The 15,978-nt window shown below is 65.5% G+C and carries 11 protein-coding genes; 9 read left to right on the forward strand and 2 right to left on the reverse strand.

Annotated elements, in window-relative coordinates:
• Positions 1 to 111 precede the first annotated feature (111 nt).
• From GDH07_RS23200 to GDH07_RS23220, 5 genes are all read left to right on the forward strand, one after another.
• Positions 112 to 2,562: a glycogen/starch/alpha-glucan phosphorylase gene (locus GDH07_RS23200; protein WP_031320094.1), complete on the forward strand. Its 2,451-nt coding sequence runs from the start codon at positions 112 to 114 to the stop codon at positions 2,560 to 2,562.
• A gap of 215 nt (positions 2,563 to 2,777) precedes the next feature.
• Positions 2,778 to 6,428: a DUF2339 domain-containing protein gene (locus GDH07_RS23205; RefSeq protein ID WP_152899037.1), complete on the forward strand. Its 3,651-nt coding sequence runs from the start codon at positions 2,778 to 2,780 to the stop codon at positions 6,426 to 6,428.
• Positions 6,425 to 7,804, forward strand: a complete 1,380-nt coding sequence (locus tag GDH07_RS23210; protein ID WP_053132533.1) for a DUF3999 domain-containing protein — start codon at positions 6,425 to 6,427, stop codon at positions 7,802 to 7,804. The genes GDH07_RS23205 and GDH07_RS23210 overlap by 4 nt, the downstream gene beginning before the upstream one ends.
• A 173-nt stretch (positions 7,805 to 7,977) precedes the next feature.
• Entirely contained in the window at positions 7,978 to 8,988 is a 1,011-nt protein-coding gene (locus tag GDH07_RS23215) for a class 1 fructose-bisphosphatase (protein ID WP_022639522.1), read from the forward strand.
• A gap of 4 nt (positions 8,989 to 8,992) precedes the next feature.
• A complete protein-coding gene (locus tag GDH07_RS23220; protein WP_022639523.1) occupies positions 8,993 to 9,595 on the forward strand; it encodes a DUF924 family protein in 603 nt (200 codons plus the stop codon).
• Positions 9,596 to 9,743: 148 nt separating this feature from the next.
• Here the strand turns inward: GDH07_RS23220 and GDH07_RS23225 are convergent, their stop codons facing one another.
• Positions 9,744 to 11,636: a methyl-accepting chemotaxis protein gene (locus GDH07_RS23225; RefSeq protein ID WP_218584748.1), complete on the reverse strand. Its 1,893-nt coding sequence runs from the start codon at positions 11,634 to 11,636 to the stop codon at positions 9,744 to 9,746.
• Positions 11,637 to 11,916: 280 nt separating this feature from the next.
• Here GDH07_RS23225 and GDH07_RS23230 point away from each other — a divergent pair, with 280 nt between their 5' ends.
• Both GDH07_RS23230 and GDH07_RS23235 read left to right on the forward strand, forming a co-directional pair.
• The gene (locus GDH07_RS23230) at positions 11,917 to 12,171 is read left to right on the forward strand and encodes a hypothetical protein (protein ID WP_022639525.1); all 255 of its coding nucleotides are present in this window, start codon (positions 11,917 to 11,919) and stop codon (positions 12,169 to 12,171) included.
• 33 nt (positions 12,172 to 12,204) lie between these two features.
• Positions 12,205 to 12,774, forward strand: coding sequence for a lipocalin family protein (locus tag GDH07_RS23235; RefSeq protein ID WP_031320095.1), 570 nt, complete (start codon positions 12,205 to 12,207; stop codon positions 12,772 to 12,774).
• A 121-nt stretch (positions 12,775 to 12,895) separates the two neighbouring features.
• On the opposite strand, the gene GDH07_RS23240 is transcribed toward GDH07_RS23235, so the two are convergent.
• Entirely contained in the window at positions 12,896 to 14,260 is a 1,365-nt protein-coding gene (locus tag GDH07_RS23240; protein WP_152899039.1) for a formimidoylglutamate deiminase, read from the reverse strand.
• 219 nt (positions 14,261 to 14,479) lie between these two features.
• Between GDH07_RS23240 and hutC the strand changes: the two genes are divergently transcribed.
• Both hutC and GDH07_RS23250 read left to right on the forward strand, forming a co-directional pair.
• Entirely contained in the window at positions 14,480 to 15,148 is a 669-nt protein-coding gene (gene hutC / locus GDH07_RS23245; protein ID WP_235777293.1) for a histidine utilization transcriptional repressor HutC, read from the forward strand.
• Positions 15,145 to 15,717 carry a HutD/Ves family protein gene (locus GDH07_RS23250; protein WP_152899041.1) on the forward strand — a complete coding sequence of 191 codons (573 nt, stop codon included), beginning with the start codon at positions 15,145 to 15,147 and terminating at the stop codon, positions 15,715 to 15,717. Before hutC ends, GDH07_RS23250 begins: the two co-directional genes overlap by 4 nt.
• Positions 15,718 to 15,978 lie beyond the last annotated feature (261 nt).

Genomic DNA, 15,978 nt, shown 5'->3' on the forward strand with positions numbered 1-15,978 from the left:
TTTTTGCCCGGTCATTTGAATCAAGGCCGAACCAGAGCCTTCACCTCGTGTCAGACCGACTAGGCTCAGTCAATTCCATGCTCACTGTGTATCTCGTCAGAGGTCTTAACGATGACTCAGGAATCCCCTGTTCGCGACACGGAGGTAGCGGCTTTTCGTGAAGCCGTCTTGACCAAACTCACCTATGCGGTCGGCAAGGACCCGGACCACGCCTTCGACCATGACTGGTTCGAAGCCATCGCCCTGGCGGCCCGGGACCACATGGTCGATCACTGGATGGATCACACCCGGCAGATCTATCGCCGGGGCCAGAAGCGGGTGTACTACCTGTCCCTGGAGTTCCTGATCGGCCGCTTGCTGATCGACAGCCTGAGCAACCTCGGGCTGCTGGACGTGGCTCGCGAAGCCCTGTCGGACCTGGGCGTGGACCTGGAGCGCATTCGCCTGCTGGAGCCCGACGCAGCCCTGGGCAATGGCGGCCTCGGGCGCCTGGCGGCCTGTTTCATGGAAAGCATGTCGACCCTGGGGATTGCCGGCCATGGCTATGGCATCCGTTATGAACACGGGTTGTTCCGCCAGGCCATAGTCGACGGCTGGCAGCAGGAGCAGACCGAGCACTGGCTGGACTTCGGCAACCCCTGGGAGTTCGAGCGTCCCGAGGTGATCTACTCCATAGGTTTCGGCGGCGGTGTCGAGACCGTGGTCGACGAGAGCGGCGCGACCCGCCAGGTCTGGTGGCCGGCGGAAACCGTGCGGGCGGTGGCCTACGACACCCCGGTGGTGGGTTGGCGCGGTGCCAGCGTCAACACCCTGCGGCTGTGGCGGGCACGGGCCATGGAGGAGTTGCACCTGGAGCGCTTCAACGCCGGCGACCACTTGGGCGCCGTGGCCGAAGTGGCGCGGGCCGAGAGCATCTCGCGGGTGCTGTACCCGGCCGACAGCACCGAGGCTGGCCAGGAGCTGCGCCTGCGCCAGGAATACTTCTTCGTCTCGGCGTCCCTGCAGGATCTGCTGCGCCGGCACAAGAACATGCACGATTCGGTGCTCAGCCTCGGCGAGCATGCGGCCATCCAGCTCAACGATACCCACCCGTCGATCGCCGTGGCCGAGCTGATGCGCCAACTGGTGGACCTGCATGGCATCGCCTGGGATGCGGCCTGGCAGGTCACCGTGGAAACCCTGGCCTACACCAACCACACCTTGCTGCCAGAGGCCCTGGAGACCTGGCCGGTGGGCCTGATGGAGCGCCTGCTGCCACGGCACATGCAGATCATCTACCTGATCAACGCCCAGCACATCGATTCGCTCAGGGCCAAGGGCCTGCATGATTTCGACGTGCTGCGGGCGGTATCGCTGATCGAAGAGGACAACGGCCGCCGGGTACGCATGGGCAACCTGGCGTTCCTCGGCTCCCACAGCGTCAATGGCGTTTCCGGCCTGCATACCCAGCTGATGCGCAGCACGGTGTTCTCCGAACTGCACAAGCTGTACCCCGAAAGGATCAACAACAAGACCAACGGCATCACCTTCCGCCGCTGGCTGTACCAGGCCAACCCGCAACTGACCCAGATGCTGGTGGACGCCCTGGGCCCCGAGCTGCTCGACAGCCCCGAGGACCGGCTGCTGGCGCTCGAGCCCCTGGCCGACAAGCCGGCGTTTCGCAAGCAGTTCGCCGAGCAGCGCCTGCACAGCAAGCGGGCCCTGGCGGCAATCATCCATGAGCGCCTGGGGATCGCGGTCAACCCGGCGGCGATGTTCGATGTGCAGGTCAAGCGTATCCACGAGTACAAGCGCCAGTTGCTCAACCTGCTGCATACCGTGGCGCTCTACCAGGCGATCCGCGCCGAGCCGGAAACCGACTGGGTGCCCCGGGTGAAGATCTTCGCCGGCAAGGCCGCCGCCAGCTATCACCAGGCCAAGCTGATCATCAAGCTGGCCAACGATATCGCCCGCACGGTGAACAACGACCCTACGGTGCGTGGCTTGCTCAAGGTGGTGTTCCTGCCCAACTACAACGTCAGCCTGGCGGAAAGCATCATTCCCGCCGCCGACCTGTCGGAGCAGATCTCCACCGCCGGTTTCGAGGCCTCGGGCACCAGCAACATGAAGTTCGGCCTCAACGGCGCCTTGACCATCGGCACCCTGGACGGCGCCAACGTCGAGATGTGCGAGCGGGTCGGGGCCGAGCACATGTTCATCTTCGGCCTCACCGCCCAGCAGGTGGAGGCACGCAAGCGCAACGGCGAGTTCAGCGCGGCGCCGGATATCGCCGCGTCCCACCGGCTCAACGATGTCCTGCAGGCGATCCGTGGCGGGGTGTTCTCCCCGGACGATCCGTCGCGCTACACCGGCCTGGTGGATTCGCTGGTGGACCATGACCGGTTCCTGGTCTGCGCCGACTTCGATGCCTACTGGAATGCCCAGGCCCGGGTCGAGGAGCGCTGGCACGATTCCAAGGAATGGTGGCGCTCGGCGGTGCTCAACAGTGCGCGAATGGGCTGGTTCTCTTCGGACCGGACCATTCGCGAGTACGCCACGGAGATTTGGAAGGCCCTGGAGTAAGCCCGCCGGCCAAGCGCTGGAACTGTGAGCAAGGCCCGGCGTTCGCCGGGCCTTGTCGATATACTGGGCAGCGTTTTTGTCTCGGCCCGTGCCTCGTTGCTCGTGCCCGGCTTCCAATGGCAATGGCGGCCCCGCACAGGCAGGGCCGCGGCCGAAGCGGTAAAACAACAACAGCTGGACCTGTCCGTTACCGGACTGTTTAGGGATGTCGACACATGCAATGGATGTTCATGCTGCTGGGCGCGGTGCTGGGGTGGATCGTCGATGAGTCTTTGGGCGATGCACTGATTGGCGCTTTCCTCGGCCTGGCGGTTGGCCTGGCCTTTCGTCTTGGCCTGTTGCACAAGCAGGTGGCTGGCCAGCAGCTTGAGCTGCAGCAAGCCAGGCAGGACTTGTCCCGGCTGGGCCAGCGTCTGGAACTGCTGGAAGCCGGCAGCGGCTCGTCGGCCGAACCTGTGGCCCAGCCCGAGGCCAGCAGCGCCCCGGCTCCCGAGGTCCAGGTCGCCAGTGCTCCGGTTCCCGAGCCGGCCGCACCGCCGCAGTTCGTCCTCGACGAGATCCTCCCCGTGCAGCCGGCGCCCACCACCGCGGACCTGGTCTGGGAACTGCCTCCCGCCGCCACCCCGGCTGCCGTCAGCGAGCCGCTGCCGGACTCGGCCTGGCGTTCGCAGCCGCAGCGGCAAGCCGAACCGCAGCCGGCACCTTCGCCGGCAGCACCCGTGGAGTACGAGCCGAACCTGATCGAGCGCGCCATCAGCGGTGCGCGCAATTGGCTGTTCGGTGGCAACACCGTGCTGCGGGTCGGGGTGGTGCTGTTGTTCCTCGGCTTGGCATTCCTCCTGCGCTACGCCACCGAAGGCGTGGTGGTGCCCATCGAGTTGCGCTATGCCGGGGTCGCGGCCTGTTCCCTGGGCCTGCTGGGCCTGGGCTGGTGGTTGCGCCGACGTAACGGTGCCTATGCGCTGATGCTCCAGGGCACGGGGATCGCGGTGCTGTACCTGACCGTGTTCGCAGCCATGCGTCTGCACCCGCTGCTCGATCCTTCCGCGGCCCTGGGCCTGCTGGTGGCGGTGACGCTGTTCTCGGCGATCCTGGCCATCACCCAGGATGCCCTGGGCCTGGCCGCCGCGGCGGCACTAGGCGGGTTCGCGGCGCCGATCCTCACCTCCACCGGCGCAGGCAGCCACGTGGCGTTGTTCAGCTACTTCGCCCTGCTCAACGCCGGCATCCTCGCCATTGCCTGGTTCAAGGCCTGGCGCCTGCTCAACCTGATCGGTTTCGTCGGTACCTTCGGCATCGGTTTCGCCTGGGGCATGCGTTCCTACACCCCTGAACTGTTGTGGAGCACCGAACCGTTCCTGGTCCTGTTCTTCCTCATGTACCTGGCCATCGGCCTGCTGTTCACCCGGCGCAAGCTGCTGGACCTGAACGATGCCCCCGCCGATGGTGACCGCCAGGCGCTGTTGCAATGGTCGGCGCGCAAGGGCGACTACGTCGACGGCAGCATGCTCTTCGGTCCGCCGCTGGTGGGCTTCGGCCTGCAACTGGCGCTGGTCCAGCACCTGGAGCTGGCCGCGTCCTTCAGCGCCCTGGCCCTGGGCCTGGTGTACATGCTGCTGGCCCGCTTGTTGATGGGTGGCCGGGCCCTGCTGCTGGGCGAGACCTGCCTGGCCCTGGGCGTGATCTTCGCCAGCCTGGCCATTCCCCTGGGTCTGGATGCACGCTGGACCACCGCCGCCTGGGCGGTGGAGGGCGCCGGGATCTTCTGGCTCGGCATGCGCCAGCGGCGCTCGTTGGCCCAGGCCTTCGCCCTGCTGCTGCAGGCAGGTTCTGCCGCGGCCTTCCTCAATGAACTGCGCTTTGCCAGTACCAGCCTGCTGTCCGGTGCGCCCCTGGGGGCGTTGCTGCTCGGTGGCGCCCTGCTGTTCAGCTTCGACCAGTTGCGGCGCACGCCGCAGGAGCAACTGCCGAACTGGCTGAAAGAAGGCATCCGCCCACTGTTGGCGGTGGCTGGCCTGGGCTTCCTGTATCTGCTGGCGCCGCTGTTCTTCGCCGCCCAGGGCACGGCCATCAGCTGGGCCCTGGCAGGGTTGGCGACACTGTTCGTCGGCTTGCGCCTGCAATCGCGGACGTTCCTGTTCAGTGCGTTCGCCATCCAGTTGCTCGGGGGCGCGTTGTTCCTGCTGCACCTGAAGGGCGCGGACGGCGATGCCGGTGGGGTCTTGAGCAGTGGCTGGAGCGGGTTGATGAGCGCCTCGCTGATCGGCCTGGCGCTGATCGGCGGCATGCTGGTGGCCTCGCGCGATGCCATGGTGCGCGACGATCCGCGTTTGCTGCGTGGCCTGTCGGTGGTGCTGCTGGCGGGGTTGGTGCTGATCAACCTGGCGGTGCTGTTCGTCCTGCCGTGGCGCACCGCCAGCGGCGTCTGGGCTGCCAGTGGCTTGTTGATCATCTGGTTGAGCCTGTACCTGCAGCAGCGGGTGAGTTTCTTCTTCGGCCTGGCGTTGCAGGTGATCGGCGGCAGCGCCTTCCTGCTGGTCGGTTCGGACTGGTTCTACGCGGCGCTGGCCGAGGGCGTGCGGCCCCTGGCCAATGGCGACTTCTGGACGCCGATGGTGCTGGCCCTGGCGGCGTTGGTGGGGGCCTGGCGCCTGCAGCGGGGCAACCATGGCTCGGCGTTCGACGCCCTGGCCCTGGGCCGCCTGGCCGATCTGCTGCTGGCCTGGGGTGCCTGTTGGTGGGCGTTCACCTGGATCAAGGAAGTATTGCGTTTCGCTCCCGTGCATTGGCAGCCGGCGCTGCTGTTGGCGCTGGCTACGGCCAGCGTGTTGCTCGCCACACTGCTGGCGGTACGTTTGCAATGGAAGTCCCTGGGCTTGCTGGGCAGCCTGTTGATCCCGGCTGGCGGGCTGGTGCTGATGGCTTGCTGGACCAGCCGCTACAACCCGGCGGCAGATTTCGGCTGGCTGGCCTGGACGGGGCTGTTCGCCGTGCATTTCTTCAGCCTGCGGCGCCTGGCTGCGCTGCTGCCGGCGCGGGTGGCAAGCGTCGCCCATGTGCTGGGTTGCTGGTTGTTGATTGGCGTGTTGGCGCTGCAGTTGCGTTATGGCCTGCTGCTGTTGTCCGAGCAGTACAACGCTTGGCGCTGGCTGGGTTGGGCGATCCTGCCGAGCCTGTACCTGGTGGCGATGGCCGCGCCGCGCAACTGGCCGTGGCCGGTGGCCGGCCACTCCCGGGAGTATCGCCTGTATGCCGCGCTACCCCTGGCGGCGCTGATGCTTGGCTGGTTCTGGCTGGCCAACCTGTTCAGCGACGGACGCGCCGATCCGCTGCCCTACCTGCCGTTGCTCAACCCGCTGGAGCTGGGGCTGCTGTTCGCCCTGTTCGGGGTCTATGTCTGGGCCCGTAGCGCGGCGCTGGAGCTGGCGATTCGCAGTGGCTACGCCGAGCGTGGCACGCAGTTGGTGGCCGGGGTCTCGCTGTTCGCCTTCTTCACCGTAATGGTGATGCGCGCTGCCCATCACTGGAGCGGGGTGCCGTTCCATCCCGATGCCCTGCTGGCCTCGATGATGGTCCAGGCCGGGCTGTCCATCGTCTGGACCTTGATCGCCCTGGGCCTGATGATCGGCGGTCACCTGCGCCATCGCCGCGAGATCTGGCTGATCGGCGCGGCGTTGATCGCGGTGGTGGTGGCCAAGCTGTTCCTGGTGGAGCTGAGCAACCGTGGCGGCCTGGCGCGGATCGTCTCGTTCATCGGGGTCGGGGCGTTGCTGCTGGTGGTGGGTTATTTCGCCCCATTGCCGCCCAAGCGGGAGGAGGCCGAGCCTGAGGCCGGCAAGTCGTTGAATGAAGGAGTGTCGCCTTGAGTCAGAAGCTGAACCTGCGCTGGTGGGGGGCCATGGGCCTGTGTGTGGCGCTGTCCGCCGTGGCCCAGGAACAACCGGGGGACTTCAAGTCCCGGGTGCCGTTGAGCCTGAGCGGCGAGGGTCCCTGGTACCGCCTGGAGCTGCCCCTGGCGGTGCAGATGCGCGCCAGCCAGACCGACCTGCGCGACATCCGGGTATTCAATGCCGCCGGCGAGCCCCAGGCTTATGCCCTGGCCCGCCAACAGGCCCAGGCCAGCGAGCAACGCAGCCTCAGCGCGGTGAAGTGGTTCCCGCTGTACAGCTCCGCCCAGGCCGGCGACAGCCCGGCCAGCGTGCGGGTGCAGTCGGGCACCAACGGCACCCTGGTGGAGGTGCAACCCGAGGCGCGGGCGCAAGCGGAGCAGCAGGTACTGCGCGGCTGGTTGCTCGATGCCAGCGCGATCAAGGCACCGCTTCAGCAGCTGGTCCTGGATTGGAGCAGCGAGCATGACGGTTTCCAGCGTTTCAGCATCGAGGCCAGCGACGACCTGCGGCACTGGCAGGCCTGGGGCGAAGGGCAGGTCGCGCGTTTGTCGTTCGCCGACGAGCGGGTCGAGCAGCATGAAGTGGCGTTGCCCGGGCAGTCGGCGCGTTACCTGCGCTTGTTGTGGAAATCTGCGCAGGTGGCGCCGGCGCTGACTGCCGCGCAGTTGCAGAGCAGCACCACCAGCAACCAGCCATCGCCATTGGTGTGGTCGCAGCCGCTGGCCGGCACTGCGGCCAAGGCGGGCGAGTACAGCTGGCAATTGCCCATGGGCCTGAACGTCGAGCGGGTACGGGTCGAACTCAAGCAGGCCAACAGCCTGGCCCCGGCCCGGCTCTACGGGCGCCGCGACAGCAGCCTGCCCTGGCAGCCGCTGGGCAACGGCCTGTTGTATCGCCTGACCCAGAACGGCCAGGACGTGCAGCAGAACGAACTGCAATTGCCCGGACAGACCGTACAGCAACTCAAGCTGGTGGTGGATGAGCGTGGCGGTGGCCTGGGAGCGGCTGCGCCGGCCCTGGAGTTCGCCGTGCGTGGCGCGCAGCTGGTGTTCCTGGCGCGTGGGGATGGGCCTTACACCCTGGCGCTGGGCAACCCCGGGGTGAGCGCGGCCAACCTGCCGTTGTCCACCCTGATTCCCGACTACAGCCCGCAGCGCCTCAAGCAGTTGGGCCAGGCCCGGATCGAGGGTGATGTACAACTGAGCGCATCCGCTCCTGGCGATGCCGCGGCGCCCGCAGCCCCCGGGCCGGACTGGAAGAAGATCGGCCTGTGGGCGGTACTGCTGCTGGGCGTGCTGGCCCTGGGCGCGATGGCCTTCAGTCTCCTGCGCAAGCCTCAAGCCAAGGCTTGAGCCCGGCGCGAGGGGGTTCGCTCCCTCGCCACCCGTGCCCGTGGTTTTGCGACTACGCTGAACCCGGCGCCTGAACTCTATCTGTCCGTTCCCTGTCTCAGAGGAGGAAATGCGCCTCGACTCGCGTTAAACTGCGCGGGTTTTTCAAGCCCCCCATCCTTCCGGAGCCTTCCATGTCCCGCGTTACCCTGAGTCGCTATTTGATTGAGCAGACCCGCAGCAACAACACTCCTGCCGATCTGCGCTTCCTGATCGAAGTGGTGGCGCGTGCTTGCAAGGAAATCAGCCATGCCGTTTCCAAGGGCGCCCTGGGCGGCGTGCTGGGCAGCATGGGCACGGAAAACGTGCAGGGCGAAGTGCAGAAGAAACTCGACGTGATCTCCAACGAGATCCTGCTCGAGGCCAACGAGTGGGGCGGCCACCTGGCCGGCATGGCGTCCGAAGAAATGGACAACGCCTACCAGATCCCCGGCAAATACCCCAAGGGTGCCTACCTGCTGGTATTCGACCCGCTGGATGGCTCGTCGAACATCGACATCAACGCCCCGGTCGGCACCATCTTCTCGGTACAGCGTTGCCCCAACGAGTACCTGAGCCAGAACGAAGCGCTGAATGAAAAGGCCTTCCTGCAGCCTGGTTCCAAGCAAGTGGCCGCCGGCTATGCGATCTACGGCCCGCAGACCATGCTGGTGCTGACCCTGGGCGACGGCGTCAAGGGCTTCACCCTGGACCGCGAGATGGGCAGCTTCGTCCTGACCCACGAGAACATCACCATTCCTGAAAGCACCCAGGAATTCGCCATCAACATGTCCAACGAGCGTCACTGGGAAGCACCGGTCAAGCGCTACGTGGACGAGCTGCTGGCCGGCGATACCGGTCCGCTGCAGAAGAACTACAACATGCGCTGGGTCGCCGCGATGGTGGCCGACGTGCACCGCATCCTGACCCGTGGTGGCCTGTTCATGTACCCACGCGACAGCCGCGAGCCGGAAAAACCCGGCAAGCTGCGCCTGATGTACGAAGCCAACCCGATGTCGTTCCTGGTGGAACAGGCGGGCGGCGCGTCGACCAACGGCCACCAGCGCATCCTCGACATCCAGCCTGAAGGCCTGCACCAGCGCGTAGCGGTGTTCCTCGGCTCGAAGGAAGAAGTGGCCCGGGTTACCGCCTACCACCAGGAGTAAGTTCATGAGCGCACCCTGGCAGCCCCTGCTCGACTGGTGGTTCGGCGACGCCGAGACGCCGGCACAGATCGTCGCTGCCAAGGGTGGCTTGTGGTTCGGCAAGCGCGACAGCCAGGATCGCCAGGCGCAAGAGCGTTTCGGTGACCTGGTGGAGCAGGCCCTGGCCGGCGGCCTGGTCGAGTGGACGCAAAGTCCCCAAGGCTGGCTGGCCCTGGTGCTGTTGCTGGACCAGCTGCCGCGCATGATCCACCGCGATACCCCCGGGGCATTCTCCGGCGACGCCCGGGCTCAGGCCCTGGTGGCCCAGGGTATTGCCGCAGACTTCGATCGGCGCCTGACGCCCATGCAGCGTTGCTTCATCTACCTGGTGTTCGAGCATTGCGAACACCTGGCGGTGCAGAATGAAGCCGTATCGCGCTTGGCTGCCTTGCATGACGAGCAGCCGGAGCAAGACCGCCCGGTCTTCGCCAGCCAATTGGACTATGCCGAACGGCACCAGAAGATCATCGCTCGCTTCGGGCGCTTTCCCCACCGCAACGCCATTCTCGGACGTGAATCCAGCGCCGAGGAACTGGCCTTCCTGAGCCAGCCTGGCTCAAGCTTCTAATCCTTTTCCTGTAACCGCTGCCGAGCGGGCGAGGCTGCGCCAAGGCCCCCAGGGCTTGCGGCGCTTTTGCCGATGCGACTCCCGCGTCCTTGCGGGCCGTGTACCGCCTCTAGTAGCGGATGCACGAGGCTATCCCTGTTGCCCGACGTCAGATCCGGAAGCTGCCCACCAGGTGTTGCAGGCGCTGGGCCTGCTGTTCCAGGTCGGCGCAGGCGCGCAGGGTGGCTTGCAGGTTTTCCACGCCTTCCTGGTTGAGGGTGTTGATCTCGTTGATGTCGACATTGATCGACTCCACCACGGCGGTCTGTTCTTCCGTCGCGGTCGCCACCGACTGGTTCATGCCATCGATCTCGCCGATGCGCTGGGTCACGCTGCCCAGGCGCTCGCCGGCCTGGTTGGCGATGCCGACGCTGCTTTCGCTCTCGTGCTGGCTTTCGGTCATTGTCCCGACTGCCTGGCGGGCGCCTACTTGCAGCTCCTCGATCATCTTCTGCACTTGCTGCGCCGAGTCCTGGGTGCGGTGGGCGAGGTTGCGCACCTCGTCGGCGACCACGGCGAAGCCACGTCCGGCCTCACCGGCGCGGGCGGCTTCGATGGCAGCGTTGAGCGCCAGCAGGTTGGTCTGCTGGGAGATACCGGTGATCACTTCGAGGATCTGGCCGATGTTCACCGTGTTGCTGTTGAGGGTCTCGATGTGCTCGCAGGAGTTGCTGATCTTGGCCGACAGCTGGTGCATGGCGTCGATGGTCCGGTCCACTACTTGCTGGCCATCTTGTGCCAGGTTGCGCGCCTCGCTGGAATGCTGCGACGCCAGGGCGGCGTTCTGGGCGATTTCCTGGGCGGCCGCGCCCAGCTGGTTGATGGCTGCGGCCACGCTGTTGGTGCGCGAGGCTTGCTGGTCGGAGTTGAGCATCGACGAGTTGGAGGCGGCGACTACACGCAGGGCCACTTCGTTGACCTGGCCGGTGGCCGAGGAAACTTCGCGGATGGAGCTGTGGATGCGTTCGACGAAACGGTTGAAGGCAACGCCCAGGGTGCCGAATTCGTCATGGTTGTGGATCTCCAGACGCCGTGTCAGGTCGCCTTCGCCTTCGGCGATATCGTGCATGGCCCGGCCCATCAGGTGCAGGGGTTGCAGCAGCAAGCGGATCAGCATGCCCAGCAGGCCGATGATGATTACCACGGCGATCGCCATGGCGATCAGCGCCGAGGTGCGGAACTCACCGAGCATGGCGAAGGCCGCGTCCTGGTCCAGGACCAGGGCCACGTACCAGTTGGCCGAGTTCACGCCGTTGACGCGAGTGAAGGAGATGAACTGGGTCTTGCCGTTCAGCTGTACTTCCTGCAGCCCGGGGCTCACCCGCGGTGCGCCGTCCGGATAGGCCTCGGCCAGGTTCTTGAGCACCAGCTTGTTGTCGGGGTGGATCAGGATCTTGCCATCGGCGCCGACGATGAAGGCGTGGCCATGACCGCCGAAGTTCAGCGAGTTGATGATGGCGCTGATGCTCGACAGGTCGATGTCGGCACCGGCGACGCCGATCATCCGGCCCTGGTGCTGCACGGGAGTGGCGACGGTGATCACTAGCTTGCCCGACGAGGCGGCGACGTAGGGCTCGGTGACGATGGTCTGCTGCGCCGTGTTGGCCGCCTTGTACCAGCCACGGCTGCGGGGGTCGTAGTCGGCCGCGCGGTTACCGGCCGGGATCGAGAACATCATGCCGTCCTGGCCGCCGAAGTAGGTGAGCTGGAAGTTGCCGGTGTAGGCGGGCAGGCCGACGCTGCGCTTGAGGCTATCGGCGCCGCTGCCGTCCACGGCGATCTGCTGCGCCAGGGACTGCAGGAGCTGGATGCGGCTTTCCAGCCAGGTCTGGATGTTGCTGGTGCTCAGGCTGCCCAGTTCCTGCATCGAGGATTCGGTACTGCTGCGCAAGGCTTCGCGCTGGCGGTAGTCGTTGAACAGAATGAAACAGGCGAACGCGACGGCGACCACAAGGGCGGCGGCAAGCAGGATCTTGTGGCTGAACTTCATATTACTGGTCATTAAGTGAACTACCGCGAGGGGGTGGTCAACGAGGGGCGTCAATTTGCCACAGTGGTGGTGTTTGCGCTGCAGTTATGTCGACTGGCCATCAGTGAAAATGAGCCCGACCGGCACAAAACCGACGAACAGCCAGGCGCTGATCGAAGGTGGTTGATTTGCGTGGGAAATGCCTGGCTCATCGGCAAGAAATACCCGGCCTGGCGGGGAACCAGAAGGGGGTTTTCTCTTCTAAGCTTCTGGTTGGCTGACAGGCCTTCCCCCTTTCGTCCAGGAGTTCACCATGTCCCTGCGTTCCATCGCTCTGTTGTCGTTCTGCGTGCTGTTGGCCGCATGCAGCAAGGTCAATCAGGAAAACTATTCCAAGCTCTCGACGGGCATGCCCAAAGCCGATGTCGAACAGCTCCTGGGCAAGCCGACCGACTGCTCGGGCGCACTGGGCATGTCCAGTTGCACCTGGGGCGACAAGAACAGCTTTATCAGCGTGCAGTATGCCGGTGACAAGGTCCTGATGTTTTCCGGGCAAGGCCTGAAGTAAAGACCGGGGCCTGGGGCCCACGGGAGAAAAATAATGATGCGTTTCGTTGTCACTCTTCTAGCCGGCCTGCTCTTGGTCGGCTGCGCCACGTCCCGGGACGATTCGTTGGCGCCCAAGACTGCTAGCCATGTCGAACTCAAGCGCTACCAGGGGACCTGGTACGAGTTGGCGCGCCTGCCGATGTACTTCCAGCGCAATTGCGCGCAATCCGAAGCCCGCTACACCCTGTTGCCGGATGCGACGATGGCGGTGCTCAACCGCTGCCTGACCCCGGAATGGAAGTGGGAAGAAGCCCGAGGCACCGCCACGCCCCAGGTGCCGGGCCAGACCGACAAGCTCTGGGTGCGCTTCGACAACTGGTTCACGCGCTTGCTGCCGGGAGTGGCCAAGGGTGAGTACTGGGTGCTTTACGTCAGCGATGACTACAAGACGGCGATCGTCGGCAACCCTAACCGGCGCTACCTGTGGCTGCTGTCGCGGACCAAGGAAGTCAACGAGACGGTACGCGAGGAGTTGCTGAGCAAGGCACGCCAGCAGGGCTACGACACCACGCGCTTGATCTGGCGGGTCTCGGACTCGGCCATGGCCAAGACTTCCAAGTAGTCCGGTTTCATCGAGGCGGGGCCCGCTGTGGCAAGAGCACCGTTGGCGAGATGCCGTGCTGATCAGGAACCTGGCTCATGGCCCGCAAGGCGGGCCTGGTGGTTGGCCGGGCCGCCGGGACTCAGCCCAGCAAGTCGCGCAGGACCTGGGCGAAGGCCCGGCTGCTGGTTTCCTCTGCGGCATGTCGACCGTCGCGCACCACCCAGCGCCCGCCAACCATCACATCCCGTACCTGGCGATCGCCACCGGCGAACAACCAGCGGTTGAGAATCCCGTCGGCATTGGCGGTGGCCAGGTAAGGGTCGTTGCCGTCGAGCACCAGCCAGTCGGCGCGGTTGCCCACCGCCAGCGTGCCGATCGCTTGCCCCAGGGCCTGGGCGCCACCATCCAGGGCCGCGTCGTAGAGGGTGCGGCCGACCATGGGCTGGCCTGCCCGGTACAGGCGATTGCGGCGCTGATCCCGCAGGCGCTGGCCATATTCCAGCCAGCGCAATTCCTCCACCACGCTCAACGAGACATGGCTGTCGGAACCGATGCCCAGGCGGCCGCCCTGGGCCAGGAAATCCACTGCGGGGAAGATACCGTCGCCCAGGTTGGCCTCGGTGGTCAGGCACAGGCCGGCGATGGCCCGGCTCCTGGCCATGAGGCTGACTTCCTCGGGGTTGGCATGGGTGGCGTGGACCAGGCACCAGCGCTGGTCCACCGCGACGTTTTCATATAGCCACTGCAAGGGCCGGCGGCCACTCCAGGCCAGGCAGTCATCGACTTCCTTCTGTTGCTCGGCAATGTGGATATGCACCGGGCAGTCCGGGTCGCTGGCGGCCAGCACTTCGCTGATCTGCTGTGGCGTGACTGCGCGCAGCGAGTGGAAGCACAGGCCCAGGTGCTGGTTGGCTTGTCCGGCCAGCAGGGGACGTAGCTGCTGTTGCAGCTTGAGGTAGTGCTCGGTGCTGTTGATGAAGCGGCGCTGGCCGTCGTTGGGCGCCTGGCCACCGAAGCCCGAATGGCTGTACAGCACCGGTAGCAGGGTCAGGCCGATGCCGGTGTCGGTGGCGGCCTGGCTGATCCGGCGCGACAGCTCTGCAGGGTCGGCGTAGGCCTGGCCGTCGGTGTCGTGGTGCACGTAGTGGAATTCGGCCACCGAGGTGTAGCCGGCCTTGAGCATTTCGATGTACAGCTGGCGGGCGATGACTTCCAGTTGCTCGGGGCTGATCCTGCCCACCAGGCGGTACATCAGGTCGCGCCAGGTCCAGAAGCTGTCATTGGGGTTGCCGGCCACTTCCGCCAGGCCGGCCATGGCCCGCTGGAAGGCATGGGAGTGCAGGTTGGGCATCCCCGGCAACAGTGGGCCCTTGAGTCGTTCCGCACCCTCTGCGCCAGCGTTGGCCTGGATGTGGCTCAGCTGGCCGTCGGCATCGACTTCAAGACGTACATCATTGGCCCATCCGTCAGGCAGCAGCGCGCGTTCGGCAAAGAAGGCGGACATGGTTCGAGTACCCCATTGTGTGTTATTTGTATATACATATACAGACGTTTGCCTGCCCGGTAAACTCCGGCAAGCTAGGCTTTCGTCGCCAGGCGTCGACCGACCCTGACCACTTTCACCGACCCTCAAGGATTTCCCGTGCCGACCCCGACTGCCAACTCGCCGCTGGCCGCCCACCTGAGCGATAGTCCGGCGCCCTTGTATGCCCGCGTCAAACAGATGATCACCCAGCAGATCGAGAGCGGAAACTGGCCGCCGCACTATCGCGTGCCCTCGGAAAGCGAACTGGTCAGCCAGCTGGGCTTCAGCCGCATGACCATCAACCGTGCGCTGCGCGAGATGACCGCCGAAGGCATGCTGGTGCGCATGCAGGGCGTGGGTACCTTCGTCGCCGAGCCCAAGACCCAGTCGGCATTGTTCGAGGTGCACAACATCGCCGACGAGATCGCCTCCCGCGGTCATCGCCACACCTGCCAGGTCATCACCCTGGGCGAGGAGGCCGCCGGTTCCGAGCGGGCCCTGGCCCTGGACATGCGCGAAGGGCAGAAGGTCTTCCATTCGCTGATCGTGCATTTCGAGAACGACATCCCGGTGCAGATCGAGGATCGCTTCGTCAACGCCCTGGTGGCGCCGGAATACCTCAAGCAAGACTTCACCCTGCAAACGCCCTATGCCTACCTGTCCCAGGTCGCGCCCCTGACCGAGGGCGAGCATGTGGTGGAGGCGATCCTCGCCGAACCTGAAGAATGCAAGTTGCTGCAGATCGAGCGTGGCGAACCCTGCCTGCTGATCCGCCGCCGCACCTGGTCCGGGCGCCAGCCGGTGACCGCCGCGCGGCTGATCCACCCCGGTTCCCGTCATCGCCTCGAAGGACGCTTTCACAAATGATCCGGTCTAGCCTGCTACGCGCCGCCGACTATCCACGCATGCCCTGGAAGAGCGGCGGCGGCAGTACCGAGGAAATCACCCGGGACAGCGGGGCTGGCCTGGAAGGCTTCGGCTGGCGCCTGTCGATCGCCGACATCGGTGAATCCGGCGGTTTCTCCAGCTTCGCCGGCTACCAGCGGGTCATCACCGTGCTGCAGGGCGCTGGCATGCAGCTTTGCGTGGATGGCCAGGATGTGCGCCCGTTGCTGCCCCTGGACCCCTTTGCCTTCAGTGGCGCCAGCCAGGTCAACTGCACCCTGCTGGACGGCGCCATCCGGGACTTCAACCTGATCTACAGCCCCGAGCGCTATGTGGCGCGGCTGCAGTGGTTCGATGGCCAGCAGCGCTTCTTCAGCCAGGCCCATACGGTGCTGGTGTTCAGTGCCGCCGAACAGGCCTGGGTCGATGTGGCCGGCGCTGCGGTCCAGGCCCTGGGCCGCTACGATTGCCTGCGCCTGGACGACAATGCCGGCCTGCTGGAAATCGCCCTCGACGGGCGCTGCTGCGTGATCGAGCTCACCAGTATCTGAGTCATCCTTGCTGGCGGGCCAGGGCGTGGCCTGCCAGCTTCCCTTCTGGTCTCCATCACTCTTCTATCCGTGCTTCGGCCTCCTGCTCGAGGCGGCTGGCCCTTGTCCGTTCCCGGGGGCGGTCCCTGTTCCTGACGGCGCACCAATCTGTTACCGAATGCCCCAGCAGCGGGCAAAACCTGCCTCTGGTAACAACCAGCGGGAGCGTCGATTGATACCCGAGGGAAAATTCATTCAAGGCCGAGGAGCCCGATCTAGAAG

Source organism: Pseudomonas piscis (genome assembly GCF_009380155.1).
Classification (GTDB): domain Bacteria; phylum Pseudomonadota; class Gammaproteobacteria; order Pseudomonadales; family Pseudomonadaceae; genus Aquipseudomonas; species Aquipseudomonas piscis.

Bases quoted from the DNA above. Each gene is read 5' to 3' on its own strand.
- GDH07_RS23240 (WP_152899039.1), bottom strand. From the start codon at position 14,260: ATGTCCGCCTTCTTTGCCGAACGCGCGCTGCTGCCTGACGGATGGGCC.
- GDH07_RS23235 (WP_031320095.1), top strand. From the start codon at position 12,205: ATGATGCGTTTCGTTGTCACTCTTCTAGCCGGCCTGCTCTTGGTCGGC.
- GDH07_RS23250 (WP_152899041.1), top strand. From the start codon at position 15,145: ATGATCCGGTCTAGCCTGCTACGCGCCGCCGACTATCCACGCATGCCC.
- GDH07_RS23200 (WP_031320094.1), top strand. From the start codon at position 112: ATGACTCAGGAATCCCCTGTTCGCGACACGGAGGTAGCGGCTTTTCGT.
- GDH07_RS23225 (WP_218584748.1), bottom strand. From the start codon at position 11,636: ATGACCAGTAATATGAAGTTCAGCCACAAGATCCTGCTTGCCGCCGCC.
- hutC (WP_235777293.1), top strand. From the start codon at position 14,480: ATGATCACCCAGCAGATCGAGAGCGGAAACTGGCCGCCGCACTATCGC.
- GDH07_RS23230 (WP_022639525.1), top strand. From the start codon at position 11,917: ATGTCCCTGCGTTCCATCGCTCTGTTGTCGTTCTGCGTGCTGTTGGCC.
- GDH07_RS23220 (WP_022639523.1), top strand. From the start codon at position 8,993: ATGAGCGCACCCTGGCAGCCCCTGCTCGACTGGTGGTTCGGCGACGCC.
- GDH07_RS23205 (WP_152899037.1), top strand. From the start codon at position 2,778: ATGCAATGGATGTTCATGCTGCTGGGCGCGGTGCTGGGGTGGATCGTC.
- GDH07_RS23215 (WP_022639522.1), top strand. From the start codon at position 7,978: ATGTCCCGCGTTACCCTGAGTCGCTATTTGATTGAGCAGACCCGCAGC.